The 26,544-nt window shown below is 66.6% G+C and carries 23 protein-coding genes and 1 pseudogene; 4 read left to right on the forward strand and 20 right to left on the reverse strand.

Annotation, left to right across the window (positions count from 1 at the left end; all coding sequences use genetic code 11):
- From ffh to sepIVA, 12 genes are all read right to left on the reverse strand, one after another.
- On the reverse strand, positions 1–1,091 hold a 1,091-nt coding region (ffh, locus tag VEI45_RS00845; RefSeq protein WP_324849182.1), incomplete at its 3' end, for a signal recognition particle protein.
- A 187-nt stretch (positions 1,092–1,278) separates the two neighbouring features.
- Positions 1,279–3,726: a [protein-PII] uridylyltransferase gene (locus VEI45_RS00850; RefSeq protein ID WP_414687369.1), complete on the reverse strand. Its 2,448-nt coding sequence runs from the start codon at positions 3,724–3,726 to the stop codon at positions 1,279–1,281.
- Between the two features lie 60 nt (positions 3,727–3,786).
- A complete protein-coding gene (locus tag VEI45_RS00855; protein WP_324849184.1) occupies positions 3,787–4,125 on the reverse strand; it encodes a P-II family nitrogen regulator in 339 nt (112 codons plus the stop codon).
- Positions 4,064–5,506: an ammonium transporter gene (locus tag VEI45_RS00860; protein WP_324849186.1), complete on the reverse strand. Its 1,443-nt coding sequence runs from the start codon at positions 5,504–5,506 to the stop codon at positions 4,064–4,066. The genes VEI45_RS00855 and VEI45_RS00860 overlap by 62 nt, the downstream gene beginning before the upstream one ends.
- Positions 5,507–5,643: 137 nt before the next feature.
- On the reverse strand, positions 5,644–6,957 hold the full coding sequence (ftsY, locus tag VEI45_RS00865) for a signal recognition particle-docking protein FtsY (RefSeq protein ID WP_324849188.1): 1,314 nt from the start codon (positions 6,955–6,957) through the stop codon (positions 5,644–5,646).
- Positions 6,958–6,968: 11 nt separating this feature from the next.
- On the reverse strand, positions 6,969–10,577 hold the full coding sequence (gene smc, locus VEI45_RS00870; protein WP_324849190.1) for a chromosome segregation protein SMC: 3,609 nt from the start codon (positions 10,575–10,577) through the stop codon (positions 6,969–6,971).
- Between the two features lie 117 nt (positions 10,578–10,694).
- A complete protein-coding gene (locus tag VEI45_RS00875; RefSeq protein ID WP_324849192.1) occupies positions 10,695–10,976 on the reverse strand; it encodes an acylphosphatase in 282 nt (93 codons plus the stop codon).
- Entirely contained in the window at positions 10,963–11,376 is a 414-nt protein-coding gene (locus VEI45_RS00880) for an OsmC family protein (RefSeq protein ID WP_324849194.1), read from the reverse strand. Before VEI45_RS00880 ends, VEI45_RS00875 begins: the two co-directional genes overlap by 14 nt.
- An 86-nt stretch (positions 11,377–11,462) precedes the next feature.
- A complete protein-coding gene (mutM, locus tag VEI45_RS00885; RefSeq protein WP_324849196.1) occupies positions 11,463–12,314 on the reverse strand; it encodes a DNA-formamidopyrimidine glycosylase in 852 nt (283 codons plus the stop codon).
- Positions 12,315–12,319: 5 nt separating this feature from the next.
- Positions 12,320–13,009 (reverse strand): ribonuclease III, encoded by a 690-nt coding sequence (gene rnc, locus VEI45_RS00890; protein WP_324849198.1) that lies wholly within the window; start codon positions 13,007–13,009, stop codon positions 12,320–12,322.
- Positions 13,002–13,589, reverse strand: a complete 588-nt coding sequence (locus VEI45_RS00895; protein ID WP_324849200.1) for a DUF177 domain-containing protein — start codon at positions 13,587–13,589, stop codon at positions 13,002–13,004. The genes rnc and VEI45_RS00895 overlap by 8 nt, the downstream gene beginning before the upstream one ends.
- A 51-nt stretch (positions 13,590–13,640) precedes the next feature.
- The gene (sepIVA, locus tag VEI45_RS00900) at positions 13,641–14,378 is read right to left on the reverse strand and encodes a cell division protein SepIVA (RefSeq protein WP_324849202.1); all 738 of its coding nucleotides are present in this window, start codon (positions 14,376–14,378) and stop codon (positions 13,641–13,643) included.
- A gap of 267 nt (positions 14,379–14,645) precedes the next feature.
- Between sepIVA and VEI45_RS00905 the strand changes: the two genes are divergently transcribed.
- Positions 14,646–15,833 (forward strand): permease, encoded by a 1,188-nt coding sequence (locus VEI45_RS00905; protein ID WP_324849204.1) that lies wholly within the window; start codon positions 14,646–14,648, stop codon positions 15,831–15,833.
- Positions 15,834–15,893: 60 nt separating this feature from the next.
- Here VEI45_RS00905 and VEI45_RS00910 read toward each other — a convergent pair whose 3' ends face one another.
- Positions 15,894–16,379 carry a MarR family winged helix-turn-helix transcriptional regulator gene (locus VEI45_RS00910; RefSeq protein WP_414687370.1) on the reverse strand — a complete coding sequence of 162 codons (486 nt, stop codon included), beginning with the start codon at positions 16,377–16,379 and terminating at the stop codon, positions 15,894–15,896.
- A gap of 186 nt (positions 16,380–16,565) precedes the next feature.
- On the opposite strand from VEI45_RS00910, the gene VEI45_RS00915 reads away from it, so the two are divergent.
- Positions 16,566–17,162, forward strand: coding sequence for a hypothetical protein (locus VEI45_RS00915; protein ID WP_324849208.1), 597 nt, complete (start codon positions 16,566–16,568; stop codon positions 17,160–17,162).
- A 58-nt stretch (positions 17,163–17,220) separates the two neighbouring features.
- On the opposite strand, the gene coaD is transcribed toward VEI45_RS00915, so the two are convergent.
- From coaD to VEI45_RS00945, 6 genes are all read right to left on the reverse strand, one after another.
- Entirely contained in the window at positions 17,221–17,715 is a 495-nt protein-coding gene (coaD, locus tag VEI45_RS00920; RefSeq protein WP_324849210.1) for a pantetheine-phosphate adenylyltransferase, read from the reverse strand.
- A 121-nt stretch (positions 17,716–17,836) separates the two neighbouring features.
- Positions 17,837–18,403 (reverse strand): 16S rRNA (guanine(966)-N(2))-methyltransferase RsmD, encoded by a 567-nt coding sequence (gene rsmD / locus VEI45_RS00925; protein ID WP_324849212.1) that lies wholly within the window; start codon positions 18,401–18,403, stop codon positions 17,837–17,839.
- Positions 18,404–18,511: 108 nt separating this feature from the next.
- Positions 18,512–21,904, reverse strand: a complete 3,393-nt coding sequence (locus VEI45_RS00930; RefSeq protein WP_324849214.1) for a pyruvate carboxylase — start codon at positions 21,902–21,904, stop codon at positions 18,512–18,514.
- A 22-nt stretch (positions 21,905–21,926) separates the two neighbouring features.
- On the reverse strand, positions 21,927–22,499 hold the full coding sequence (locus VEI45_RS00935) for a vitamin K epoxide reductase family protein (protein WP_324849216.1): 573 nt from the start codon (positions 22,497–22,499) through the stop codon (positions 21,927–21,929).
- 71 nt (positions 22,500–22,570) lie between these two features.
- The gene (locus VEI45_RS00940; protein WP_324849223.1) at positions 22,571–23,341 is read right to left on the reverse strand and encodes a DsbA family protein; all 771 of its coding nucleotides are present in this window, start codon (positions 23,339–23,341) and stop codon (positions 22,571–22,573) included.
- Between the two features lie 95 nt (positions 23,342–23,436).
- A complete protein-coding gene (locus VEI45_RS00945; protein WP_324849217.1) occupies positions 23,437–24,573 on the reverse strand; it encodes an alpha/beta hydrolase in 1,137 nt (378 codons plus the stop codon).
- Between VEI45_RS00945 and VEI45_RS00950 the strand changes: the two genes are divergently transcribed.
- Positions 24,572–25,414 (forward strand): aldo/keto reductase, encoded by an 843-nt coding sequence (locus tag VEI45_RS00950; RefSeq protein WP_324849219.1) that lies wholly within the window; start codon positions 24,572–24,574, stop codon positions 25,412–25,414. The genes VEI45_RS00945 and VEI45_RS00950 overlap by 2 nt on opposite strands.
- Before the next feature lie 6 nt (positions 25,415–25,420).
- A complete protein-coding gene (locus tag VEI45_RS00955; protein ID WP_324849225.1) occupies positions 25,421–26,266 on the forward strand; it encodes an aldo/keto reductase in 846 nt (281 codons plus the stop codon).
- Between the two features lie 112 nt (positions 26,267–26,378).
- On the opposite strand, the pseudogene VEI45_RS00960 reads toward VEI45_RS00955, so the two are convergent.
- A pseudogene (locus VEI45_RS00960) lies at positions 26,379–26,544 on the reverse strand (hypothetical protein); the annotation flags it as partial.

Genomic DNA, 26,544 nt, shown 5'->3' on the forward strand with positions numbered 1-26,544 from the left:
GGCAGCATCCCCAGCAGGTTGCCGATCGGTCCCATTTTGCGGATGGCCAGCATCTGCTCGAGGAAATCCTCCAGCGTCAGCTCGCCGGACCCGATCTTGGCGGCGGCGGCTTCGGCCTGCTGCGCATCGAAGACCTGCTCAGCCTGCTCGATGAGGCTCAACACGTCGCCCATGCCCAGGATGCGGCTGGCCATCCGGTCCGGGTGGAAGACGTCGAAGTCCTCCAGCTTCTCGCCGGCCGAAGCGAAAAGAATTGGCACACCGGTGACTTCGCGGACCGACAACGCGGCGCCACCGCGGGCGTCACCGTCCAGTTTGGTCAGCACCACCCCGGTGAAGCCCACACCCTCGCCGAACGCCTCAGCGGTGGCGACCGCGTCCTGACCGATCATCGCGTCCAGGACGAACAACACCTCGTCGGGGTCGATGGCATTGCGGATGGCCGCCGCCTGGGACATCAGCTCCTCGTCGATGCCCAGCCGCCCGGCGGTGTCGACGACCACCACGTCGAAATGTTTGGCCCGAGCCTCCGCGAGCCCGGCCGAGGCGACGGCGACCGGATCACCGGGACCGGCCTCCTGCGCAGCGTCGGCCGACGTGCCCGGGTGCGGCGCGAACACCGTGACACCGGCCCGCTCCCCCACGATGCGCAACTGTTTAACCGCGCCCGGCCGCTGCAGGTCACAGGCCACCAGCAGCGGAGTATGCCCTTGGCCGCGCAGCCATACTGCCAGCTTGCCGGCAAGCGTGGTCTTTCCGGAGCCCTGCAGGCCGGCCAGCATCACCACGGTCGGCGGCGTCTTTGCGAACGCCAGCTGGCGGGTCTGCCCGCCCAGGATGCCGATGAGCTCCTCGTTGACGATCTTGACGACCTGCTGCGCCGGGTTGAGAGCACCGGACACCTCGGCGCCCCTGGCGCGCTCTTTGATCCGGCCGACGAACTCCCGTACCACCGGCAGCGAGACGTCGGCTTCTAGCAGCGCCAGCCGGATTTCGCGGGTAGTGGTGTCGATGTCGGCGTCGGTGAGCCGGCCTTTGCCGCGCAGCCCCTGCAGGGCGCCGGTGAGGCGGTCGGACAGCGATTCAAACACGCCGCCCAGCCTAGCGGGACGCGAACCTGGATAGCTTGACGGATGGAATCCTGCGCGGCCAGCGTGCAATCCGAGGCCGTGCGCGCCATTCTCGTCGACCCGCTGATCCGCCGCGTCAGCGCCGACCGGCTAACCACCCCCATGCTGATCCTCGGCGCCGCGGAAGACGGCACACTCGCGACCTTGGCTAGACCGCGGCGACGTCCTCCGGCGCAGCCAGCACGCTCAACAGCTGTTGCTCCACCACAGTTCGCGCGTCCGCATGGTCAGGCAGGCTGATGCAGAACACGTCGTCCACCATCGACCCCAGCGTGGTCACTTTCGCCCAGTCGATGTCCGCTCCGGCGCGCTCCAACGCCCGGGTGAGCAACGCGAGCAAGCCGGTACGGTCGGATGCGCGGACTTCGACGACCAGTCGGCCAGGCGCGCTGTCTAGCCACAGGATCCGCGGCGGGGCGGTCGACCGGTGACCCGGAACCGCTGTCGGCGCCTCGCCGACGGGCTTGGGATTCTCAGTGTTGTTCCGCTGCTCGAGCTTGGCCAAAACGTCAACGTCACCGTTCAGTGCGCCGACGAGCTGCTGACGCAACAGTCCGGCGGTGGGTGGCGAACCGAAGTGCGGCGAGACCACGAATTCACTGATCGCGGAACCCTCGTGAATGTTCACCGACGCCGAATGCACGCGTAACGAGTTCAGGGCCAGCACGCCGGCCGCTTTGGACAGCAGCCCACGCTGATCCGGGGCGATCACCACCGCGTGGTACAGGCGCTGGCTGCTGCCGGGCCGCAGCTCAACATGGATCTTGTGATCGGCTGCCAGCGAAAGATACTCGGGGTCAAGCGGGTCGGCATGCGGCAACGGCTCACCGATCATCGCCATCCGGCTGCGGCGCACCAGGTCGCCGACCAGCGATGCCTTCCAGTCACTCCACACCCCGGGACCGGTTGCCAGCGAATCGGCCTCGGTCAGCGCATGTAGCACGTCGAGCAATACCGAATCTCCGTCCAACGCCTCGCAAACGGTGGCAACGGTCTGCGGGTCGTTGAGGTCCTGGCGGGTCGCGACGATCGACAACAACAAGTGGTGGCGCACCAGCTTGGCAAGCAATTCGATGTCGGAAGGCCAGATACCAAGCCTGCTACCGATTTGGGTGATCAACTCAGCGCCGAGCGCGCTGTGGTCGACACCCCGTCCTTTCCCCAGGTCGTGCACCAAAGCAGCCAGCAGCAGCAAGTCGGGACGAGCTACCCGGGTAGTGAAAATCCTTGCCCGGGATACGACCTCGGCCGAATGGCGATCGACCGTCCAAATATGGATGACGTCTCGGGGCGGCAGGTCGCGGATCGCGGCCCATTCCGGAAAAAGGCGACACCACAGCCCGGTACGGTCGAGCGTTTCGATAGTCGCAACTGTGTCCGGGCCGGCGGCCAGCAGGACCAGTAAGAGGTCCAACGCCTCGCGCGGCCACGGCGTCGGGAGCTCCACCGCCGAGTCGGCCAGCCGGCCCAGCGTGGACACTGCAATCGGCAGACCATTGCTCGCCGATGCCGCCGCCACTCGCAGCACCAGGATGGGGTCGGTTTGCGGTCGGGCGTCGCGGGCCAGCACGATCTCCCCGTCGTACTCGACCACTCCCTCGTCCAGCGGTCGACGCGGCCGCCGCCGCATTGCCGAAATCCCACGCCGCGGCAGCGCGTTGCCGGCAGTGCGAAGCCCGGCGTCGACGCGATAGCTGACAGTGCGGCCTGCGTCGGACAGCGTTCGGGACAGGTCGAATCTGTCGCCGATGTGCAGGGCGGCGCTGATCTCGTCGGCGAACTGGGCCAACAGCAGGTCGTGCCCCCGACCTGAAACCCGGTGAAGTTCGGTGCGGACGTTCAGCAGGGTGAGCTGGGCGTCGGTCAGCGAACCCAGCGGGTTCTCCGGTCGGCCCACGACGATACGGTCGGCGAGGTGGGCTACGGCCAGCGCGTCGAGCAACTGGAGATCGCGCAGGCCCCCGCGGCCCAATTTCAAGTCCGGTTCGGCGCGGTGGGCGATCTCACCGATCCGCCGCCACCGGGCATGCGTCTCTTCAACGAGTTCGCCGAACAGAGAACGGATTCCGGTACGCCACTGCCCCCGCACGCCATCGATCAGCCGGGCCGACAGCTGCTCATCGCCAGCGATATGCCGGGCGTCCAGCGAGGCCAGACTGGCGGACACGTCTGCGCCGGCAACCCGAAGTGTCTCGGCAACGGTGCGCACGCTGTGATCAAGACGAATGTTGGCGTCCCACAACGGGTACCACAGCTGATCCGCGACCTGCCGCACGGTGTCGGCGGGCATGCCGTCGTGCAACAGCAGCAGGTCCAGGTCGGAATAGGGCACCAGCTCCCGACGGCCCAGCGAACCGGTCGCCACGATCGAAAAGCCGCTACCGGCCGTGATACCGATTTCCGTGGCCTTCGCGGTCAGCCAGGATTCGTGCAGCTCTCCCCACGCTTCGCGCAGCGCGGCCGAATCGAGTTCACCCGGTCCGCGAGCGAGCAGAGCTTCCCGGGCAGCGGGCAGATCGCTTGGCGCGCCGGCACTCTCGTCGGCCACGGCCTCCGGCGAAATCGGATCGGGTGAATCTGGTCCGCGCTGCTTCATTCCCGTCCAGGTCGGATCGGCTACTCCCGAGGCTCCCGAGGAGTCGTCATACGGCGTGTATTAGATTGCGTCGGCTCCGCGTTCGCCGGTGCGCACCCGCACCACCGTTTCCACGGCGCTGACCCACACTTTGCCGTCGCCGATCTTACCGGTACGTGCGGCCCGCACGATGCTGTCCACGACTTTGTCCGTGTCGTAGTCTTCGACCAGGACTTCGATCCGCACCTTCGGCACGAAGTCGACAGCGTACTCGGCACCTCGATAAACCTCAGTGTGCCCCTTCTGGCGCCCGTACCCCTGAACTTCGCTGACCGTCATCCCCAGGATTCCCACCTGTTCAAGGCTGGCTTTGATGTCCTCGAGCGTGAACGGCTTCACGATCGCGGTAATCAGCTTCATTTCGTATTCCCTCTTCAGCCGAATGGACAACAACCGCACTGGTGCCGACAACCGCGAACTCGTAGCCGCTCTCAGCGTGCTCCGCCTCGTCGATGCCTGTGGCTTCGTCTTCGGCGTTCAGACGCAGCCCGATCGTGTACTTCAGAAGCAGAGCTATGACAAGTGTGCCAATTCCCGAGAATGCCAGAACGCTCGACGCGCCGATGGTCTGCCGGATCAGCTGAGCGAAGCCGCCGCCGTAGAACAACCCCGCCGACGTATGACCTCCGCCGCCGGCAATCGCGAAGGCCTGCGGCGCCGCCAGCAGACCCACCAGCAGTGTGCCTATCAGCCCTCCGACCAGGTGGACCCCGACCACATCCAACGAGTCGTCGAATCCGAACTTGAACTTCAGCCCGACCGCCAGCGCACATACGGCACCGGCCACTAGACCGACGATCAATGCGCCGAACACATTGACCGAAGAACACGAAGGTGTGATCGCGACCAGTCCGGCCACGATGCCCGACGCCGCCCCGAGCGTTGTCGCGTGTCCGTCGCGGATGCGCTCGGTCAGTAGCCAGCCAAGCATCGCCGCGGCGGTGGCGACCGTCGTGGTGATGAACGTCGACCCGGCGACACCGTTTGCGCTGGTAGCCGAACCTGCGTTGAACCCGTACCAACCGAACCACAGCAGACCCGCACCCAGCATGACGAACGGCACGTTGTGCGGTCGTGCTCGGTTAGCAGGCCAGCCTTTGCGCTTACCCAGCACGATCGCCAACACCAACCCCGCCGTACCGGCATTGATATGGACCGCGGTGCCGCCGGCGAAGTCGATCGCGTGCAGCTTGTTGTTGATCCAGCCGCCGTGGGCTCCGGTGACACCGTCGGCGCAGAACACCCAGTGCGCCACCGGGAAGTAGACGACGGTCGCCCACAGCGCGGCGAAAATCGTCCAGCTGCTGAACCTCAACCGGTCGGACACCGCCCCGGAGATCAATGCCACTGTGATGATGGCGAACATCAGCTGGAATGCGACGAAGACCGTCTGCGGCAGCGTGCCTGCCAAGGCGATGTTGGTCGCCGGCGTGCTGCCGCTGGCTGCGGCTCCGTTGACCCCGATAAGACCCTTCAGGCCCCAGTATTGGGTCGGGTTGCCGGCGATGTTGCCGACGTCATCACCGAAGGCGAGTGAGTAGCCGTAAAGCACCCACAGCACCGTGACGACGCCCATGGCGATGATGCTCATCATGATCATGTTGAGGACGCTCTTGACGCGAACCATCCCGCCGTAGAAGAACGCCAGCCCCGGCGTCATCAACAGCACCAACGCGGAGCTCGCCAGCATCCAGGCGGTGTCGCCGGTGTCTGGCACTCCCATCGTGGGGAATTGGTCCACTGCCCCTAACCTCCTTCGGCAAGGCCGCATCCAGTGAGGGTGCGACCGACGACCCGTGGTCAAGACAATGCAAAGTGGTTGTTTCGAAACGTGACGCTGGCAGGTTTCGCCAGTGTTACATCATGCTCACAGGTGGGTCAGCCGAGAAGTGCGTCGACGAAGGCGGCGGGTTCGAACGGCGCAAGGTCGTCAGGTCCCTCGCCGAGCCCGACCAGCTTTACCGGCACACCCAATTCCTGCTGGACCCGGAAAACGATGCCGCCTTTGGCGGTGCCGTCCAGCTTGGTCAGCACCGCGCCGGTGATGTCGACGACGTCGGCGAACACCCGCGCCTGGGCAAGCCCGTTCTGTCCGATGGTGGCGTCGAGCACCAGCAGCACCTCGTCGACCGCCGCGCGCCGCATCACCACCCGTTTGACCTTTCCGAGCTCGTCCATCAACCCGGTTTTGGTGTGCAGCCGGCCGGCGGTGTCGATCACGACGACATCGGCGCCCGCGGCGATGCCCTTGTCGACGGCGTCGAAGGCGACCGAGGCCGGGTCGGCGCCCTCGGCGCCGCGCACCACCTCCGCACCCACCCGCGAGGCCCAGGTCTGCAACTGGTCGGCCGCGGCGGCCCGGAAAGTGTCGGCGGCGCCGAGCACGACGCGGCGGCCGTCGGCGACCAACACCCGGGCCAGTTTGCCGACCGTGGTGGTTTTGCCGGTGCCGTTGACGCCGACGACCAGCAGCACCGACGGGTGGTCGTCATGCGGCAGGGCGCGCACGGAGCGGTCTAGGCCGGGTCGCAGCTCGGTGATCAACACCTCTCGAAGCACCGCGCGGGCATCGGCCTCGGTGCGCACGTCTTGGCTGGCGAGCCGGCTGCGCAGCTGCTCCACCACCGACGTGGTAGCCGTCGGGCCCAAGTCGGCGACGAGCAGCGTGTCCTCGACTTCCTCCCAGGACGCTTCGTCGAGATTGCCGCCGCCGAGCAGCCCTAACAGGCTGCGGCCCAACGCATTCTGCGACCTGGCAAGTCGGCCACGCAGTCGCTCCAACCGCCCTTCGGGCGGTGCTATAGCCTCGACGGCCTCGACCTCGGGCGCCACCGGCTCGGCTGCGGGCGAAGGTGTTGGCGGCGCCGCCGCTGGAAGTGCCCCGACATCTGAGGTATCCGGCTCGGGCAGTTGGACATCGGAGATTGGACGCTTCGGGGCATCGCGCGGAACGGTCGCATCGTCGCCGACGGCGGGCAGGCCGGTGGTGTCGATCCGGTCCTCAGATTCGGTGCGGCTGAAGGTGATTCCCGATGACGCTGTATAGCCACCCGACCGATCGAGGGTGGCGGTTTGCTCGCGGGCCGACAGCCTGATCTGGCGCCGGCGATACCGGGCCAGACCCAGGACCAAGACGGCGATAACGATCAGTGCGGCGGCAACCGCGATCGCGATCCACAGACCTTCTGACAACGTGTTCCTCGCTAAGTAGTCGTGACCAGCTGGTCGACCTGCTGGCCGCGCATCCGCTGGGAGATCACCGCGGTGATGCCGTCGTCGCGCATCGTCACGCCGTAAAGCGCGTCGGCTACCTCCATCGTCGGCTTCTGGTGGGTGACGATGATCACCTGCGACTGAGCCCGCAGCTGATCGAACAGACCGAGCAGCCGGTGCAGGTTCACGTCGTCCAGCGCCGCCTCCACCTCGTCCATGATGTAGAACGGCGACGGGCGGGCCCGGAAGATCGCCACCAGCATCGCGATCGCGGTCAGCGCCTTCTCTCCACCGGATAGCAGCGATAGCCGTTTGATCTTCTTGCCGGGCGGACGGGCTTCCACCTCGATGCCGGTGGTAAGCATGTCGTCGGGGTCCGTGAGCCGCAACCGGCCCTCCCCGCCGGGGAACAGGGCGGCGAACACCCCGCCGAACTCGCGTTCCACATCGGCGTAAGCGTCGGTGAACACCTGCAGGATGCGGGCGTCGACGTCGGCCACGACGTTGAGCAGATCCTTGCGTGCGGCCTTGACGTCCTCGAGTTGGGTGGACAGGAAGTTGTAGCGCTCCTCCAGCGCCGCGAACTCCTCGAGCGCCAACGGGTTCACCCGGCCCAGCTCGGCTAGCTCTCGTTCCGCCCGTTTGGCGCGACGCTCCTGGGTCGCCCGGTCGAACGGCATGGGTGCCGGCACGGTCACCTGCTCGCCGCGCTCGCGGGCCTGCTGGTATTCGGCGAGCTCGAGCTCGGTCGGTGGCAGCGAGACCTGCGGGCCGTATTCGGCGACCAGATCGTCCGGCGCCATCCCGAACTGTTCGAGCACCATCTGCTCGAGCTGCTCGATCCGCAGCGCCGCCTGCGCCTTAGCCACCTCGTCGCGGTGCAGCGCCTCGGTGAGCGTGGCGATCCGGGCGCCCAGCGCGTTCACCTCTTCGCGGACGGCCGACATGGCAACCGACAGTTGCTGACGTTCGTCGGCCAGCACGTCGCGATTGCCCGACGCGGCCGCGACCACTTGATCCAGCCGCCCGGCAAGCAGCCGCCCGGCGGTGGCCACCGAGGCGGCCACCGCGGCGGCGTGCTCACGCGCGGCGCGGGCCTGCTGGGCGCGCAGTCTCGCCTCCCGTTCCGCGGCGGCCGCGCGCCGCAGCGAATCCGCCCGTCCGCGAACGGCATTGGCGCGCTCCTCGGCGGTGCGCACCGCCAATCGGGCTTCCACCTCGACGCCGCGAGCCGCCTCGGCGGCCGCGGCGACCTGCTGCCGGGCCTCCCCTGGACTGGGTTCAGCCGCGACGTGTTGGGTTTGTTCAACGTTGCGCAGCCGAGTTTCGAGTTCCCCGAGCTCGGCCAAGGTTTCGGCGCGCCCGGCCTCTAATTCCTCACGTTGGCGCAGCAGCCTGCGCCACTCCTCCTCGGCGGTGCGGGCGTCCTGGCCGAGGCGACCGAGCTGCTCGTAGATCGCCGAAATCGCGGCGTCGGACTCGTTGAGCGCGGCCAACGCCTGCTCGGCGGAGTCCTGACGCGCAGCCTGCTCGCTCAGCGCACCGGACAACGCCGCGCCGAGCTGGCTGGTCTGCGTCTCGGCTGCGGCCAGTTCGGTTCGCGCCTTGGCGATTTCGGACGTGATCTCCAACGTGGACGGTTTGCGGTCGGAACCGCCGCTGACCCAGCCGGCACCCACCAGATCGCCGTCGCGGGTGACCGCGCGTAACCGAGGGCGGGCAGTCACCAGATCCATTGCCTCGGTAAGACTGCCGACCACCGCGACGCCGGAAAGCATCGCGACCATCGCGCCGCGCAGCCGCGCCGGTGTCTCGACAAGGTCGAGCGCCCACCGCGCGCCGTCGGGCAGAGCGCCCGCCGCCGGCACGGGGTCTTCTGGGACCGGCCAGTCGCTGAGCACGATGGCCGCACGGCCACCATCGGCCTGCTTCAGCGCGGTCACCGCAGAGGCCGCCGCGTTGAAGCTGTCGGCGGCCAACGCATCGGCGGCCGCGCCAAGGACCGCGGCAAGCGCGGTTTCGTAACCCGGCCGCACGTTGATCAGCCGTGCGACTGACCCGAAAAGGCCTGCTCCGCTGTGGTTTTGGGAAAGCCAGGCAGCGCCGTCCTTACGCTCTAGCGTTGTCGACAGCGCGTCGATCCGGGCCCGCAGCGAAGCCACCTGGCGTTCGGCGCCGCGCTCGGCTGATTGCAGTTCGGCGACCCGCTCGTCGGCCAACCGCAACGCCGCCACCATTCGGTCGTGGTGCTCGTCGAGACCGACTTCGCCTTGGTCGAGCTCACCGACCCGGCCCTGCACCGTTTCGAACTCCACCTGGGCTTGATGGGCGCGGGCGGCGGCTTCCTCGATACGTTCGGACAACTTGGCGACGCTGTCATCGATCGAGTCGACACGCGCCCGCATCGTCTCCACCTGACCGGCCAGCCGGGCCAGGCCCTCGCGCCGGTCGGCCTCGGCCTGCACCGCCGCCAGGTGAGCCTGTTCGGCCTCGGCGGCGTCACGCTCGCGGTCGGCCAACTCGGTACGCGTAGCGTCAAGCCGGGTGCGAGTTGCCGCCAGCTCGGCCAGCAGCTGCTGCTCGGCGGCGGCCACCTGCTGAGCCTCGGCCTCCAACGCGTCGGGGTCGGGGCCGCCGGTCGTGGCCGGCTGGACGTCCAGATGCTGAGCACGCTCGCTGGCGATCCGCACCGTCGCGCTGACCCGCTCGGCCAACGCGGACAGCCGGAACCAGGTCTGCTGAACTGCCTCGGCACGTTCAGAGAGGCGGGTCAGCGCGGCTTCCTGCGCGGCCAGCTCGTCGGACGCCACCGTCATCCGGGCCGAGGCCTCGTCATGTTCACGGCGCAGCGCCGCCTCGGCCTCGTCGGTGTCGTTGAGCTCGGCCTGCCGGGTGACCACGTCGTCGGCGGCCAGCCGTAATCGGGCGTCGCGCAGGTCGGCTTGGATGGTCTGGGCCCGGCGAGCCACCTCGGCCTGCCGGCCCAACGGTTTGAGCTGGCGGCGCAGTTCAGTCGTCAGATCGGTCAGCCGGGCCAGGTTCGCCGACATCGCCTCGAGCTTGCGGACGGCTTTTTCCTTGCGCTTGCGGTGTTTGAGCACACCGGCGGCTTCCTCGATGAATGCCCGACGATCCTCCGGCCGCGATTCCAGGATTTCGTTCAGCTTGCCCTGCCCGACGATGAGGTGCATCTCGCGGCCGATGCCGGAGTCGCTCAGCAGCTCCTGGATATCCATCAAACGGCAAGAACTGCCGTTGATTTCGTATTCGCTGGCGCCGTCGCGAAACATCCGACGGGTGATCGATACTTCGGAGTACTCGATCGGCAACGCATTGTCGGAGTTGTCGACGGTGACGGTAACTTCGGCGCGGCCCAGCGGAGCCCGGGACGAGGTGCCGGCGAAGATGACGTCTTCCATCTTGCCGCCGCGTAGCGTTTTGGCGCCCTGCTCCCCCAGCACCCAGGCCAATGCGTCCACCACGTTCGATTTACCCGACCCGTTGGGTCCGACCATTGCGGTGATACCGGGCTCAAACCGCAGAGTCGTCGGCGAGGCGAAGGATTTGAAACCCTTCAGCGTCAGGCTCTTGAGGTACACGACGTGCCAGACTACCGGCGGGCGCCCGGCGACGATGCGGGACGCGCGGCGTCCCGAGGAGGAGCCGGGCAATCGGGGTCAGCCCGGCGATGATGCGGGACCCGCGGCGTCGCCGGACTACCGCGCGCTGAACCCCTCGATGTCCTGAGGTGACTGTGACCAGTCGGCGACGACATTGTCGACGCGACCTGGTGTGGCGCCGCCCTGCAGCAGACGCAGCAGCTTCTCACACGCGTCACGGGGTCCCTGGGCAACGACCAGTACCCGCCCATCGACGCGATTGGCGACGTAACCGGTCAGACCCAATTCCAGCGCCCGCGAGCGGGTCCACCAGCGGAAACCGACTCCCTGCACCCGCCCGCGCACCCAGGCTGTGAGCCGGACGTCAGGCTCCGACATCGGCTACCTCAAAGGTGATCTTTGTGCCCGATTTCAGCGTGCGACCGACCGTACACACCTGGTCGACCGCCCGCTCGACGACAACCAGCACACGCTGCTTCTCTTTCTCGGTCAAACCCGACAGGTCGATCTCGAGGGTCTCCTGCAGCAGCGGATACCGCTCCTGCTCACGGTCGGCCGCGCCGGATACCTGGATCGTCGCCTGGTAGTCGTCGCCGAGCCGACGGACCAGCACCTGGTCGCTGGCCATGCCGCTACACGCGGCGAGCGCGATCTTGAGCAGCTCGCCGGGGGTGAATACGCCGTCGACGTCCTCGGAGCCGATCAGCACCTGCGCCCCGCGCGAGCTGTGCCCGGTGTAGCGGCGCACCCCGGTCCGTTCCACCCACAGTTCCGTCATGGGTTCTTTCTACCGGCCTTGGTTTGGAGCGAGATCGAGGGTAGCGCGGAGAAGTTAGCGGGCGATCCGCCATGCACCCGGCGCGCTTACCGCCGCGGCCGCGGCTGGCAGCGCGGACAGTAGTACGACGAGCGGTTCATGAACTTCTCCCGGTGGATCACCGCGCCGCAGCGTCGGCAGGGTTCGCCCTCGCGGCCGTACACGTTCAGAGAACGGTCGAAATAGCCGGACTGGCCGTTGACATTGACATACAACGAATCGAAGGAGGTGCCGCCCTGCGCTAGTGCGTCGCGCATCACCTCGGCGGCCGCCTCCAGCACGTCAGCCAGCCGCCGACGAGTCAGCGCGGCGGCGATCCGGGCGCCATTCACCTTGGCGCGCCACAACGCTTCATCGGCATAGATATTGCCAATCCCGGACACCACGGTCTGATCGAGCAGCTGGCGTTTGATCTCGGAGTGCTTCCGCCGCAACACGCTGACCACCGCGTCGATGTCGAATCGCGGGTCGAGCGGATCGCGCGCCAAGTGGGCGACGGGCGCCGGAACCACGCTGCCGTCCACCGTCACCATCTCGGCGAGCAGCCACCCGCCGAACGTGCGCTGGTCGACGAAGCTCAGCGTTGTACCGTCATCGAGGACCGCCGCGATCCGCAGGTGGCCCGCGTTCGGCACCGTCCCGAGCAGCATCTGGCCGCTCATGCCGAGGTGGACCAAGAGCGCGCAGTCGCCCTCGTCCAGCAGGAGCCACAGATACTTTCCGCGCCGATCGGTGCCGGTGATCCGCGCGTCCAGCAGCCGCGCGGTCAGGTCGGCGGGGCCGGCCTCGTGGCGGCGCACTGCGCGGGGATGATGGACTCGGACGGCGGTGATGGTCCGGCCCACCACGTGCGCCTGCAATCCGCGCCGCACCACCTCAACCTCGGGTAGTTCGGGCATCTAGATCACGCGCTGTCGAGCACGCTCAGCGTTTTCCAGGCGGCTGCCGCAGCATGCTGCTCGGCTTCCTTCTTCGATCGGCCCACACCCGATCCATATTCGGTGTCGGTCACGATCACGACGGCGGTGAACTCTTTGTCGTGGTCGGGTCCCGTCGAAGTGACCTGATACGACGGCGCGCCCAGGCCCCGGGCTGCGGTCAGCTCCTGCAGGCTGGTCTTCCAGTCCAGTCCGGCGCCCAGCGTCGGCGCCGCGTCCAGCAGCGGACCGAACAACCGCAGGATCACCTCCCGCGCGCTGTCCATACCAAGGTGCAGGTAGATCGCTCCGAGCAGCGATTCCATGCTGTCGGCCAGGATGCTGGATTTGTCGGCCCCGCCGGTGTTGATCTCGCCGCGCCCCAGGAGCAGATACGCGCCGAGGCCTTGCTCGGTCAGATTTCGCGCGACCTCGGCCAGCGCCTGCGTGTTGACCACGCTGGCCCGCAGTTTGGCCAGATCACCCTCCGAGCGGTCGGGGTGTCGGTGGAACAGCTCGTCGGTAATGGTCAGGCCCAGAACGGCGTCGCCGAGAAATTCCAAGCGCTCGTTGGTGGGCAGGCCACCGTTCTCGTAGGCATAACTGCGGTGGGTCAGCGCCAGGGTCAGCAACTCGTCGGGCAGTTTGACGCCGAGCGCGTCGAGCAGGTCATTCACGGGTGCCCCCGTCGTTGTCGGGCCGCAACGTTGCGGCCAGCTTGGCCCAGCGCGGGTCGATCTGATCATGGTGATGATCGGGCTCGGCGGTCGCCAGCGGGATGCCGCATTGCGGACACAGCCCCGGGCAGTGCGGCTGGCACACCGGCGAGAACGGTAGTTCCAATCCCACTGCGTCGATGATGGGCTGCTCGAGGTCGACGATGTCGTTGACGACCCGACCGACCTCGTCTTCCTCAGTGGTCGCCTCGGTGATGCTGTCCGGGTAGGCGAACAGCTCGGTCAGGCCGACCTCGACCCGCCCGTCGAACGGCGTCAGGCAGCGTGAGCATTCGCCGCTGGTGGGCGCGGTCAGCGTCCCGGTCACCAGCACGCCTTCGGACACGGATTCGACGCGCAGATCGAGCTCCAACGGCGCGCCGGCTTGGATTCCGATCATCTCCAGGCCGATGCGCGATGGGCTGGGCACGACATCGTGCAGTGGGAACATCGATCCCGAGCGTCGTCCCAGCCGCGCGACGTTGACGGCTAGCGGCGAGCCCGGACGCGGCTGCGCGGCTTGGCTGTGCTGCCTGGCCATAGCCGCAATCCTACGGGCGGCCACCGGCCGCCTTGTGCCGCCGGTGGGGGGCTAACGCTGCGCGTAGTCGTGTACGCCCGCCGCCGTCCGCAGTTGATGGCGGCCACGGTTGACTGAGCGCAGCGTGCTGTTGAGGTGCTCCTCGAATTCGGCCAGCTTGCTGTCGACGTAGATGTCGCATTCACCGCGCAGCCGGTCGGCTTCGGCGTGCGCCGCGTCGATGAGCCGGGAGGCCTCGGCGTTGGCCGATTGCACGACCTCGGTTTGAGAGACCAGGCGCTGCTGTTCTTTGATGCCCTCTTGCACGGCTTTCTCGTAGGAGATGTTGCCGTTTTCGACAAGCCGGTCGCATTCCGACTTGGCCCGGCCGGTGGTGGCTTCGTACTCGCGTTTCGCCGCCGACGCGATGCGGACTGCTTCCTCACGGGCTTCGGAAACCATTTGTTCGCTGTGCTGGCGCGCCTCGCCCACCATCCGGTCAGCCTGCGCCTTGGCCTCGGCCAAGATCCGGTCCGCCTCGGTGCGGGCGTGGTTGAGCATCGAGTCGGACTCTGTGGTCGCCGAGGACACCACGGAGTCCGCATGCGCCTTGGCCTCGTGTAGCAGCGAGTCGCGGGCGTCGAGCACGTCCTGGGCGTCATCCAGCTCGCCCGGGATCGCGTCCTTGATGTCATCGATCAGTTCGAGCACATCGCCGCGGGGTACTACGCAGCCCGCAGTCATCGGCACACCACGAGCTTCTTCGACAATGGCGCCCAACTCGTCGAGCGCCTCAAAAACTCGGTACACGGCAACACCCCTCCGGCATCGTTGTTGTTACCAGTGTGCCTGGTGTTACACCTGTGACTTGGTTGCCGGGCCCGGTGTGTCGGACATTAGGCGACCGGAACTGCGCCCACTCACCTGCACACTTGGCGTCATTATGTCGGCTCGGGCAGATTTAGGACAATCAGGGATCCAGGCTGAACCAGGAAGTGGCGGCCGTGCGAGATTCACGGCGTACCCCCCGGGGGTACGTTGACAGGAGCCGGGCGCCAGGTCGAAACGGAGGGCGTGGTGGTCAAGGAAGCGGCGGGAGCGGTTGGGCATGCGTTGGCGCTGGCGGGGTCGATGACCTGGGAGATCCTGTGGGCGCTGATTCTGGGTTTCGCCCTATCCGCGGTGGTGCAGGCCGTCGTGCGCCGATCGACCGTCGTGGCCCTGCTGGGCGACGACCGGCTCCGCACCCTGGCGCTCGCGGCGGGACTGGGCGCCGCGTCCTCGTCGTGCTCCTATGCCGCGGTAGCCCTGGCCCGGTCGCTGTTCCGCAAAGGCGCCAACTTCACCGCCGCTATGGCCTTCGAGATCGGCTCTACCAATCTGGTGGTGGAGTTGGGCATCATCTTGGCTCTGCTCATGGGCTGGCAGTTCACCGCGGCGGAGTTCGTCGGCGGCCCCTTGATGATCCTGGTACTGGCGGTGTTGTTCCGGCTTTTCGTGCGCTCGCGGCTCATCGAGGCCGCGCGTCGACAGGCCGATCGTGGGCTGGCCGGGTCGATGGAAGGCCACGCGGCCATGGACATGTCGATTCAACGTGAGGGTTCGTTTCTGCGGCGGTTGTTATCGCGCGACGGCTTCACCTCCGTCTCGCATGTGTTCGTGATGGAATGGGGCGCGATCCTTCGCGATCTGATCCTGGGGCTGTTGATCGCGGGCGCCATTGCGGCCTGGGTGCCCGAATCATTCTGGCAGAACTTCTTTTTCGCTAATCATCCAGTGTTGTCCACGGTGTGGGGGCCGATTGTCGGCCCATTCGTGGCGATCGTCTCGTTCGTCTGCTCGATCGGCAACGTGCCACTGGCCGCGGTGCTGTGGAACGGCGGCATCAGCTTTGGCGGTGTTGTCGCGTTCATCTTCGCCGACCTGTTGATCATCCCGATCTTGAACATCTACCGGAAGTACTACGGCACCGCGATGATGCTGACGCTGCTGGGCACCTTCTATGCCGCGATGGTCGCGGCCGGCTACCTGGTTGAATTGATCTTCGGCGCAGCAAGTCTCATTCCTTCGCAGCGCAGTGCCACGGTGATGCACGCCGAGATTACGTGGAACTACACCACCTGGCTCAATATCGTCTTCGCCGCGGTGGCAGGGCTGCTGGTCCTCCGGTTCGTCGCGACGGGTGGAATCCCGATGCTGCGCATGATGGGCGGATCCCCCGACGCGGAACACGAGCATCACGATCACACTCACGAACACTATTAAGAGGACTATCCTTTCCGGCGGACAGTGAATCACCGTTATCGTCGCTTTGAGAGCCAGCGGTTACTTCTGCTCAACTCGCTGCGCTGCGGGGGACGCACATCGTGCGGCATCTCCTGTGGGCCGATCTCCCGCCCGGTAAAGAAGTCGCTTGAGCTGGCGTCGTTCGGCCGGGCTGAGGTGGGCCAGTATCTGGTCCTCGGCCTCCTCGACGGCCGTTTCCGCCCGCTTGAGCAGCGCCCTCCCTTTGCGGGTGAGCTCAGCAGGCAAGGCACGGCCGGACGGCGCCGTTTCCGGGCGAGTCACCGCGCCCATATCTTCCAGGCCGTGCAGAACCAGATTCATCGCTTGCGCCGTGACGTGCGTGTTGCGGGCAAGCTCGGCGCTGGTGCGGCCCGGATATGTCTCAAGAATGCGCAGGCAAACGAACTCGGGCAATCCGAGCCCGAGCGGTCGCAACGCCGTTGCCGCCTCGGGTCGCAATCGCCCCATCAACCGGCGCACCAGAAAGCCCAGCGGCTGGTCCTCGAATTCGCTCATCTCCACCATGCTGGCACGGATTACCTGGCCCGAGGCCCCGATCGTCAGCGCGTCGCTGATCGAACTTCGCTCGGCGACCGGCCACGATATCAAGTTTGTTGACACGCATCGGCGGCCCGCGTATCAAGGAGCTAGATATACAAGTTGGCGACGGAGTCGGTTGGCTAAGTCGCCGTGAACTGAAGGAGAACAAGGATGTTCGGTGGCGGATTTCATGGTGGACCCGGCTGGGGTGGACCCGGCTTCGGCGGACCCGGCTTCGGGGGGCCCGGATTCGGGGGACCTGGCTTCGGCGGACACGGCTGGGGCGGGCCGGGCTTTGGGGGACACGGTTTCGGTGGGCCCCGCAAGCGGGTCGTGATCGGCACCGCGGCCCTGCTGCTCGACGGGCCGGCGAACGCCGCGCAGATCGTGCAGCGCGTTTCTGAGGCGACCGACGGCGCTCTCACTCCTCCGGAGGGGATCGTCGAGCTCGCAATTGGACACCTGGCGGGTCGCGGCTTCGTGACGGTCAGCGACGGGGTAGCCACCCTGACCGAGCAGGGCACCAATGTGTTGGCGTGGAAGGGCATCACGAGTGAAGGCATCCACGCGCGGCTCGCTCAGGCCGCAAAGTTCGGCGACGTCATCAAGATCCGTTGGGGACTTGTCGAGCTTGCCGGACTGGCGCGGACCATCGCCTGGTCGGGCACGGATGCGCAGAAGGCGAAATTGGCCGAGGCCCGTACCAAGGTCTTGACCGCGATCACCGAAGCGAAGAAGTCGCTGCACAGCGCGCTCGCCGAGAGCTAACGGAATAAACCACCAGCGCGACCGTGGCCTCCGCACGGTCGCGCTGGTGTTTTCTCGGTTACCCGAGCCGGCGTCCGGCCGCCCGAAGTTTTTCGGCCAGCCGACGGTTGACCGGCTCCGGCAGCAGCTCGGAGACATCGCCGCCGAGCATCGCGACCTCTTTAGCCAACGACGAGGATACGAACGAATACCGGGGCGTGGTTGCCACAAAGAAGGTGTCGACGCCGGCGACGTGTTTGTTCATCTGCGCCATCTGCAGTTCGTATTCGAAGTCGGTGCCCGTGCGCAGCCCCTTCACGATGGCCGTCATCCCGCGGGCGGTGACGAAGTCGACTACTAGACCTTCCCCGGCCTCCACCCGCAGGTTGGGCAGATGCGTCGTCGACTCGTTGATCATCGCGATCCGCTCGTCGAGATCGAACATGCCCTTTTTGGCCGGGTTGACCAGGATCGCCACCACCACTTGGTCGAACTGGGCCGCAGCGCGTTCGAAGACGTCGATGTGGCCCAATGTCACCGGATCGAATGACCCCGGGCATACCGCGCCGCTCATGTGCCGGGGTGGCGACAAATCGACGGGCAGCGGTGAGGTGGGGACACGCCCCCTCGCCGCTGCACGGCCGGGGGTACCTCCACCCGCTTGCGGAGGAGAGCGGCGCTCATGACCGAAGACGCTACACGCCCGCTGGTAGCCATTCGGCCAGCTCCAAACGGGTGTCGCCGTAAACCCGATGCTGCCAGGGATGCCAGCCCGTCGGCCAACTCAGCGGAATGCTGCCGGCAGCACGCTCGACGACCACGAGCGTTCCTTCCTTCGCCCAGCCGTGTGTGGTCAGAGCGCCCAAAACGGTGTACACGTCGGCCGTCTCGACGTCATAAGGCGGATCGGCCAAGACGAGGTCGACCGGCGCTGCGGTCCCGGCTGCCAGCACTGCCGTCACCGTGGCGCGACCCAATGTCGCGCCACGCAGGCCGAGAGTTGCAATGTTGCGCTCGAGCACGGCCGCCGCTCGGCGGTCGGACTCGACGAACAGCGCCGACGCCGCGCCGCGCGACAGCGCCTCAAGGCCCAGCGCACCCGAGCCGGCGTAAAGGTCCAGCACCGACATGCCGTTGAGGTTCCGCCGGGCGGTGACAATGTTGAACAGCGACTCGCGGACCCGATCGGTGGTCGGCCGGGTTCCGCGCGGCGGTACCGCGATACGGCGGCCCCCGGCGACGCCGCCGATGATCCGGGTCACAAGCGCCGCACCTCTCCCCCGCAAGCGGGTGGGGGTACCCCCAGCCGCGCAGCGGCTAGGGGGCGTGCCCCCACATCGCTCTCTTGCTCTGCATCGTCGCCGGCGCGGTCAGGCGAGCACCACCAGCAGGTCGCCGCCCTCTACCTGGGCGGTGGCCGACACCGCCACCCGCTCCACGGTGGCGTCGGCGGGCGCTGTAATAGGGGCTTCCATCTTCATAGCCTCGATGGTTGCGATGGTCTGACCGGCGCTCACCTTGTCGCCGGCGGAGACGCCGACGGTGACAACGCCGGCGAACGGCGCCGCGACGTGGTTGGGATTGGCCCGATCAGCCTTCTCCGCGGTCTGAACGGTGGTGGCGATACTGCGGTCACGCACCTCCACCGGCCGCAGCTGGCCGTTGATGATGCACATCACCGTGCGCATGCCGCGTTCGTCGGGTTCCGAGATGGCTTCCAAACCGATCAGCAGCTCGACGCCGGGTTCCAGCTCCACCCGGTGTTCTTCGCCTTGCCGCAGGCCGTAGAAGAATTGGTTGGCCGACAGCCGGGACGTGTCACCGTAGCTTTCCCGATGCGCCTCGAATTCCTTTGTCGGAGCCGGGAATAGCAGCCGGTTGAGGGTGGCCTGCCGTTTCGCGCCAAGCAGAGCGAGGCTGGTCTCGTCGTCGTGCGTCAGTTGCTGGACGGGCTTCGCCGGGCCACGACCGGCCAGCGCCTTCGTGCGCAACGGTTCGGGCCATCCACCGGCCGGGTCACCCAGCTCGCCACGCAGAAACCCGAGCACTGATTCCGGGATGTCGAATCGCCCCGGTTCTGCGGCGAATTCGTCTGCACTTACCCCAGCGCCGACTAACGCCAGCGCCAGATCGCCGACCACTTTCGACGAGGGTGTGACTTTGATCAGCCTGCCCAGCACCCGATCGGCACCGGCGTAGGCCTCTTCGACCTCCTCGAACCGGTCCCCCAACCCCAGTGCAATCGCCTGCTGGCGCAAATTCGACAATTGGCCGCCCGGAATCTCGTGGTGATACACCCGTCCGGTTGGCCCCGGCAACCCAGATTCGAAGGGCGCATACACCTTTCGCAGCGCCTCCCAATACGGCTCCAGCGCGCAGACCGCCGACAGCGACAAACCGGTGTCGCGCTCGGTGTGCGCGGCGGCGGCGACGATCGAGCTCAGCGCCGGCTGGCTGGTTGTTCCCGCCATCGGCGCGGCGGCACCGTCGACGGCATCGGCGCCGGCGTGCCACGCCGCCACGTAGCTGGCCAACTGGCCGCCGGGCGTGTCGTGGGTGTGGAAGTGCACGGGTAGGTCGAAGCGGCCGCGCAGCGCACTGACCAGCTTTTGTGCCGCCTGTGGCCGCAGCAGTCCGGCCATGTCCTTGATGGCCAACACGTGGGCCCCGGCGTCCACGATCTGCTCGGCGAGTTTCAGGTAGTAATCAAGCGTGTACAGCTGCTCACCAGGGTCGGACAGGTCGCCGGTGTAGCACATCGCGACTTCGGCTATCGCAGAGCCTGTTTCGCGCACAGCGTCGATCGCCGGACGCATCGAATCCAGGTTGTTCAGCGCGTCGAAGATCCGGAAGATGTCGATACCGGTGGCCGTCGCCTCCTCCACGAATGCCGACGTAACCAGCTCCGGATACGGTGTGTAGCCGACGGTGTTGCGGCCGCGCAGCAGCATCTGCAGGCAGATGTTGGGCATCGCGTCGCGCAACGCGGCCAGCCGTTCCCACGGGTCCTCCTTGAGGAAGCGCAGCGCGACATCGTACGTCGCACCGCCCCAGCACTCCACCGACAGCAGTTGCGGCATGGTACGGGCGAGGTAAGGGGCGACCATCACGAGGCCGCTGGTGCGTACCCGGGTGGCTAGCAGCGACTGGTGGGCATCACGAAACGTCGTGTCGGTAACGCAGACCGCCGGCGACTCCCGCAGCCAACGAGCGAAACCCTCCGGGCCCAACTCGACCAGCCGTTGCTTCGAGCCCGACGGTGGCGCGATGTCCAGGTCGACGTCGGGCAGCTTGTCGTGTGGGTACACCGTCGAGGGTGGTGAGCCGTGTGGGTTGTTGACGGTCACGTCGGCCAGGTAGTTGAGGATCTTGGTGCCGCGGTCGGCCGAGGTTCGCGCCGTGAGCAGTTGCGGCCGCTCGTCGATGAACGAGGTGGTGATGCGACCGGCCTGGAACTCTGGGTCATCCAGAACCGCTTGCAGGAACGGGATATTCGTTGACACGCCACGGATCCGGAACTCTGCGATCGCGCGCCGAGCCCGGTTCACCGCTGTCGAGAAGTCACGGCCCCGGCAGGTCAGCTTGACCAGCATGGAATCGAAGTGGGCGCTGATCTCGGCGCCCAGATTCGTGCCGCCGTCCAGTCGGATGCCCGCCCCGCCAGGGCTGCGATAGGCGCTGATGCGACCGGTGTCGGGCCGGAACCCATTGGCCGGGTCCTCGGTGGTGATGCGGCACTGCAGCGCCGCGCCATGCGGCCGGATCGTCTCCTGGCGCAGACCCAAATCGTCGAGCGTTTCGCCAGAGGCGATGCGCAACTGGCTGGACACCAGATCGACGTCGGTGACCTCCTCGGTGACGGTGTGCTCAACCTGGATCCGTGGATTCATCTCGATGAAGACGTGATGCCCGCGCTCGTCCAGCAGGAATTCCACCGTGCCCGCGCAGCTGTAGCCGATGTGGCGGGCGAACGCCACTGCATCGGAACAGATCTTGGCGCGTAGATCCTCGGCAAGGTTGGGAGCGGGCGCCAGTTCGACGACTTTCTGGTGGCGCCGCTGCACACTGCAGTCCCGCTCGTAGAGATGGATCACGTTGCCGTGTGTGTCCGCCAGGATCTGAACCTCAATGTGGCGTGGGTTGATCACCGCCTGCTCGAGGTAGACCGTCGAATCCCCGAACGCCGACTCGGCTTCGCGGCTGGCGGCTTCGATGGCCTCAGCCAGCGCGGCGGGATCGCTGACCCGTCGCATCCCGCGGCCCCCGCCCCCGGCAACCGCCTTGACGAACAACGGGAATTGCATGCGCGTTTCGTCTAAGGCGGCGGACACCAGCTCGTCGACGAATACCGACGGCGCCGACGAGGTGAGCACGGGCAGACCGGCTTCGCGCGCAGCCGCGATCGCACGGGACTTATTACCGGTCAGCTTAAGCACTTCGGCGCTCGGGCCGACGAACGTGATCCCCGCGTCCGCGCAAGCGGCCGCCAGCTCGGGATTCTCCGACAAGAATCCGTATCCGGGGTAAACCGCGTCGGCGCCGGAACGCCGAGCGGTGTCAACGATTTCGTCGACCGACAGATACGCCCGCACCGGGTGGCCGATCTCGCCGATTTGATAGGACTCGTCGGCCTTGAGACGGTGTATCGAATTCCGGTCTTCGTAGGGATAGACGGCGACGGTGCCGACGCCGAGCTCATAGGCGGCTCGAAATGCGCGGATGGCGATCTCGCCGCGATTGGCAACCAACACTTTTGAGATCACACGCGTCCCCTACCTTGACTCTTTATAGAAGCGTCGACCAGTAGTCCCAGAACCGGGCCAGAATCAGCAGAAATACCGCGGTGAACCAGAGCGCGGCGATCGACCAACGCCAACGGTGGAGCTCGCGCATCACCACGCTGCTATGGCTTCCACCGGTCGGCTGGAAGGCGACCGTGCTAACCACCACCAGCAGCGAGATGGTGACCACCCATACCACCATGCAATACGGGCACAGAGCACCGATCCGGTAGAGACTTTGAAAGATCAGCCAGTGCACGAATGCGACGCCGGCCAGTGTCCCGCCAACTAGTCCGACCCAATACCACCGCGGCAATGGAACTTTCGCCACCGCTAGAACGCCGGTGACGGTGACAACGGTGAACGCGGCGATACCGATCAGCGGGTTGGGGAATCCGAGCACCGAGGCCTGTGGCGTCGTCATCACCGAACCGCACGACACGATCGGGTTGATGTTGCACGACGGCACGTACGACGAGTTGAGCAGGAGCTTGATCTTCTCCACCGTTAGCGTCGCCGACGCGATCAGCCCGATCACTCCGGCGATCAGCACCCACCATGCGCTCGCTGGCGGCACTGTCGCCGGACGCCGGGATAGGGAAGCCGAATCCTCAACCGGCCCGCTAGTTTGCGCTGACGCCGCGATGGTCACGACGCTGCGGGGGTCGCAGCCGTATCGAGACCCGGGACATCCCCGACAATCTCTTTGATCTTGGCCACCAACGCATCCGGCGTCGACCATTGGTAGTCCTGGCCGTTGATGCGGATCGTCGGGGTGGCGTGAATGCCGGCGGCCGCGGCCAAGCCGTCGACCATCGGGGTGTACTTGCCGGCCTTGATGCAGTCCGGGACCTTGCCCACCACGCCGGCCTCGCGGGCAAGCTCGATCAGTCGGGCGTTGTCGGGAAATGTGGTGCTGGTCTCCGATGGTTGGATGTCCGTGGTGTACAGCGCGGTGTGGAAACGCCGGAAGGCGTCGATTGACTCGTCGGCCACGCAATAGGCCGCATTGCCGGCTCGCGACGAGTAGTCGTCGTTCTGCGGTCTGCTGAGCAACCCGACCATGTAGTAGTCGGCAGCGATGGCGCCGCTGTCGATCAGCTTCGACACCGTCGGCCCGAACCCTCGCTCGAAGTTCCCGCAAGCCGGGCAGAGGAAGTCCTCGTAGAAGGACACGACCGCCTTGGGGTCGTGTCCGCCGTCTTTGGTGATCAGTTTGCTCGACGTCACCCGCACCGCCCGCTCAGCACTAGACGTCTTCTTGTTGTTGTGCGAGATCACGATGTAGCCGACCAGGGCGACGGCGAACAGCAACACGATCGCGGTGAGCCCGATCCTGACCAGCAGGTCGCGTCTGCGCCCGGCCGCGTTCAGGTCGTAGCTGGCCGGGCGTTTCGGTTTGGCGGCTTTGGCGCCCATGGGGTCGCTCACCCTCCGTCGTGTGATAGTCGGCTGAGTCCGACCGCGGCGCGGTCGGCGATAGCGTCTAAGCGTACCGGCGTGGTAGCTCCAGGTCAGACGCGGCTGAAGTGAGCCCGCAACGCCGAAACCAACTCGGTGGTAGCGACGGCGCTGCCGCCGCCCAGCGGGAACAAGCTGGCGAAGCCGTGGGTCAGCGACCCCGTCGAGCGCAAGTCGACGGGCGTCCCGGCAGCGCGCAGCGCTGCCGCGTACCGGTCGCCCTCGTCACGCAGCGGGTCGAAGCCCGCGGTCGCGATCAGCGCGGGCGGCAGCCCGGACAGGTCGTCGGCCAGCAACGGCGACACCCGCGGATCCGTCGGCTCGATGTCCGAGGCGCCCAGGTATTGCTTCTCGAACCAGTCGATATCGTGCTTGGTCAGCAAAAACCCCTCGGCGAACAGGCTCATCGACCGGGTCTGCGCGGTGAAGTCGGTCCGCGGGTAGATCAGCCACTGCAGCACCGGCAGGGGACCCGGAGGGTCCTGGGTGGCCCTGTCGTTGCGCGCCAGCTGGGACACCACGGCCGCCAGGTTGCCGCCGGCGCTGTCGCCGCCGACGGCCACTTTCCCGCGGATCGCGCCGAGCTCGCCGGCGTGCTCATGGGCCCACCGAAACGCCGCATAGGCGTCGTCGACCGCGGCTGGCGCCGGGTGCTCAGGGGCCAGCCGGTAATCGATCGACAGCACATGGACTTCGGCGGCGCGGCAGGTCAGCCGGCACAGCGCATCGTGGGTGTCCAAGTCGCCGATCGTCCAGCCGCCGCCGTGGTAGAAGACCAGCAGCGGCGCCGGCCCGGCGGTCGTCGGGCGGTAGTGCCGAGCTGGTATCTGACCGGCAGGTCCGGGGATCGACAGATCGCTGACGCCGACGTGCACCTGCGGGCCGGCGAACCCAAGGCACGTCTCCCGCATCAGAGCCCGAGAAGCGGCGACGTCGTCACGGACCGCCAAACCATCCACGCCCAACGCCCGCTGCCCCGACAGCATCAGCTGCAACGTCGGATCCAGCGTGTTGCCGTCGATGGTGACCGAACGGCCCCCGGCAAGCAATCGCACGGCGCGGGTCGGCACCCACGGGATTACCTTGACACCGACCTTGGTGGCGGCGCTTTGCAGCCGACCCACCCAGCCCCGGGACGTCCGTAGCGCGTTCACCTGCTGGTCCGGCAGGCCTGGCAGACTTCGTGTCATGGCTAGTTCCTTAGGTCCCTTAGTCACGCTGAACGACGGTAATTGCATTCCCGCCGTCGGATTCGGCGTATTCAAGATCCCGCCCGCGGACACCGAGCAGGCGGTGGGCACCGCGCTGCGCGTCGGTTACCGCCATATCGACACCGCGGCGATGTACGGCAACGAACGGGAGACCGGCCGTGCAGTCGCCGAGTCCGGCGTGCCCAGAGACGAACTCTACTTGGTGACCAAGCTTTGGAACGCCGACCAGGGCTACGAGAGCACGCTGGCGGCGTTCGACGCCAGCGTGGATCGGCTGGGTATCGATTATCTGGACCTATACCTGGTGCATTGGCCGATGCCGCAGCGAAACAAGTTCGTCGATACCTTCAAAGCATTCGCTCACCTGCGCGATCAGGGCCGTATCCGGTCAATCGGGGTCAGCAATTTCGAACCCGAGCACCTCAATGTCCTCATCGATGCCACCGGGATTGTTCCCGCCGTCAACCAGGTCGAGCTGCACCCGCGGCTGCCGCAGACCGAGTTGCGGGAGGTCCACGCCCGCCTGGGCATCGCGACCGAGGCGTGGGGACCGCTCGGTCAGGGATCGTTGCTGACCCATCCGACCATTACCGGGGTCGCCGAAAGCTGCGGCCGGACACCCGCCCAGGTATTGATTCGGTGGCATATCCAGCTGGGTAATATCGTGATCCCCAAGTCGGTGAACCCTAAGCGGATTGCGAGCAACTTCGACGTGTTCGATTTCGAACTCAGCAGCAACGACATGGCGTCAATCTCCTCGCTCGACGATGGCAACCGGCTCGGTCCTGATCCACGAACCTTTGATTTCACAGGCAGGTGAATGACGTTGACCGGCGAGTCGGGCGCCTCGGTCCCCTCCATAGCACTCAATGACGAGAACACCATGCCGGCGCTCGGCCTCGGTGTTGCCGAATTGTCCGACGCCGAGACCGAGCGCGCGGTCTCGGCGGCACTGGAGATCGGGTACCGGCTGATCGATACCGCCGCGGTGCACGGCAACGAAGCCGCGGTCGGCCGCGCTATCGCGGCGTCCGGGATCCCGCGCGCCGAGTTGTTCGTCACCACCAAGCTGGCCAACGCCGACCAGGGCCTCACCTCCACCCAAAACGCCTGCAAGGCCAGCCTGGAGCGGCTCGGCCTGGACTACGTCGACCTCTACCTGATCCACTGGCCGGCACCGCAATTGGGCAAATACGTGGACAGCTTCGGCGGCCTGATCCAATTACGCGGCGACGGCCAGGTGCGCTCGATCGGCGTGTGCAACTTCACCGAGGAACACCTGTCGAACATCATCGACCTGACCTTCGTCACCCCCGCGGTCAACCAGATCGAGCTGCATCCGCTGCTCAACCAGGCCGAGCTACGCGCCGCCAACGCCGCGCACAACGTCGTCACCGAGGCTTACAGCCCGTTGGCGGTTGGCAGGTTGCTGGATAACCCGACCGTGACGTCCGTCGCTGCCGAATACAGCCGCACCCCCGCGCAGGTGCTGATCCGGTGGAGTCTGCAGCTGGGCAATGTGGTGATTCCGCGGTCGGCCGAGCCAGAGCGCATCGCCAACAACATCGACGTCTTCGATTTCGAGTTGGCCGCCGAGCACATGGACACGCTCAACGGGCTCAATGACGGCACCCGGGTGCGCGAGGATCCGCTGACCTACACCGGAATCTAAGGCGTTACCCGATCGACCAGGGCGACGATGCAGAGCGCGTAGCGCGATGAGGAGGGGACGCGCAGCGCGATGAGGTGGGGGTACCTCCCGCTTGCGGGGGAAAGCCCGGCGATCAGCCCGAGCCCGGCTGTCCCAACGGGCAGGTGGCGGTGGCCTGACGCAATACGTCCGCCGAAGCCTGGTCGACGGGAAGTGCGTAACCACGCGACACGGCAATGTACTGCATGGCGTACTGACACCAGAACGCCTTGTTGGGGGGCATCCATAGGGCCGGCTGG

The organism is Mycobacterium sp. (assembly GCF_035623875.1).
Lineage (GTDB): Bacteria > Actinomycetota > Actinomycetes > Mycobacteriales > Mycobacteriaceae > Mycobacterium.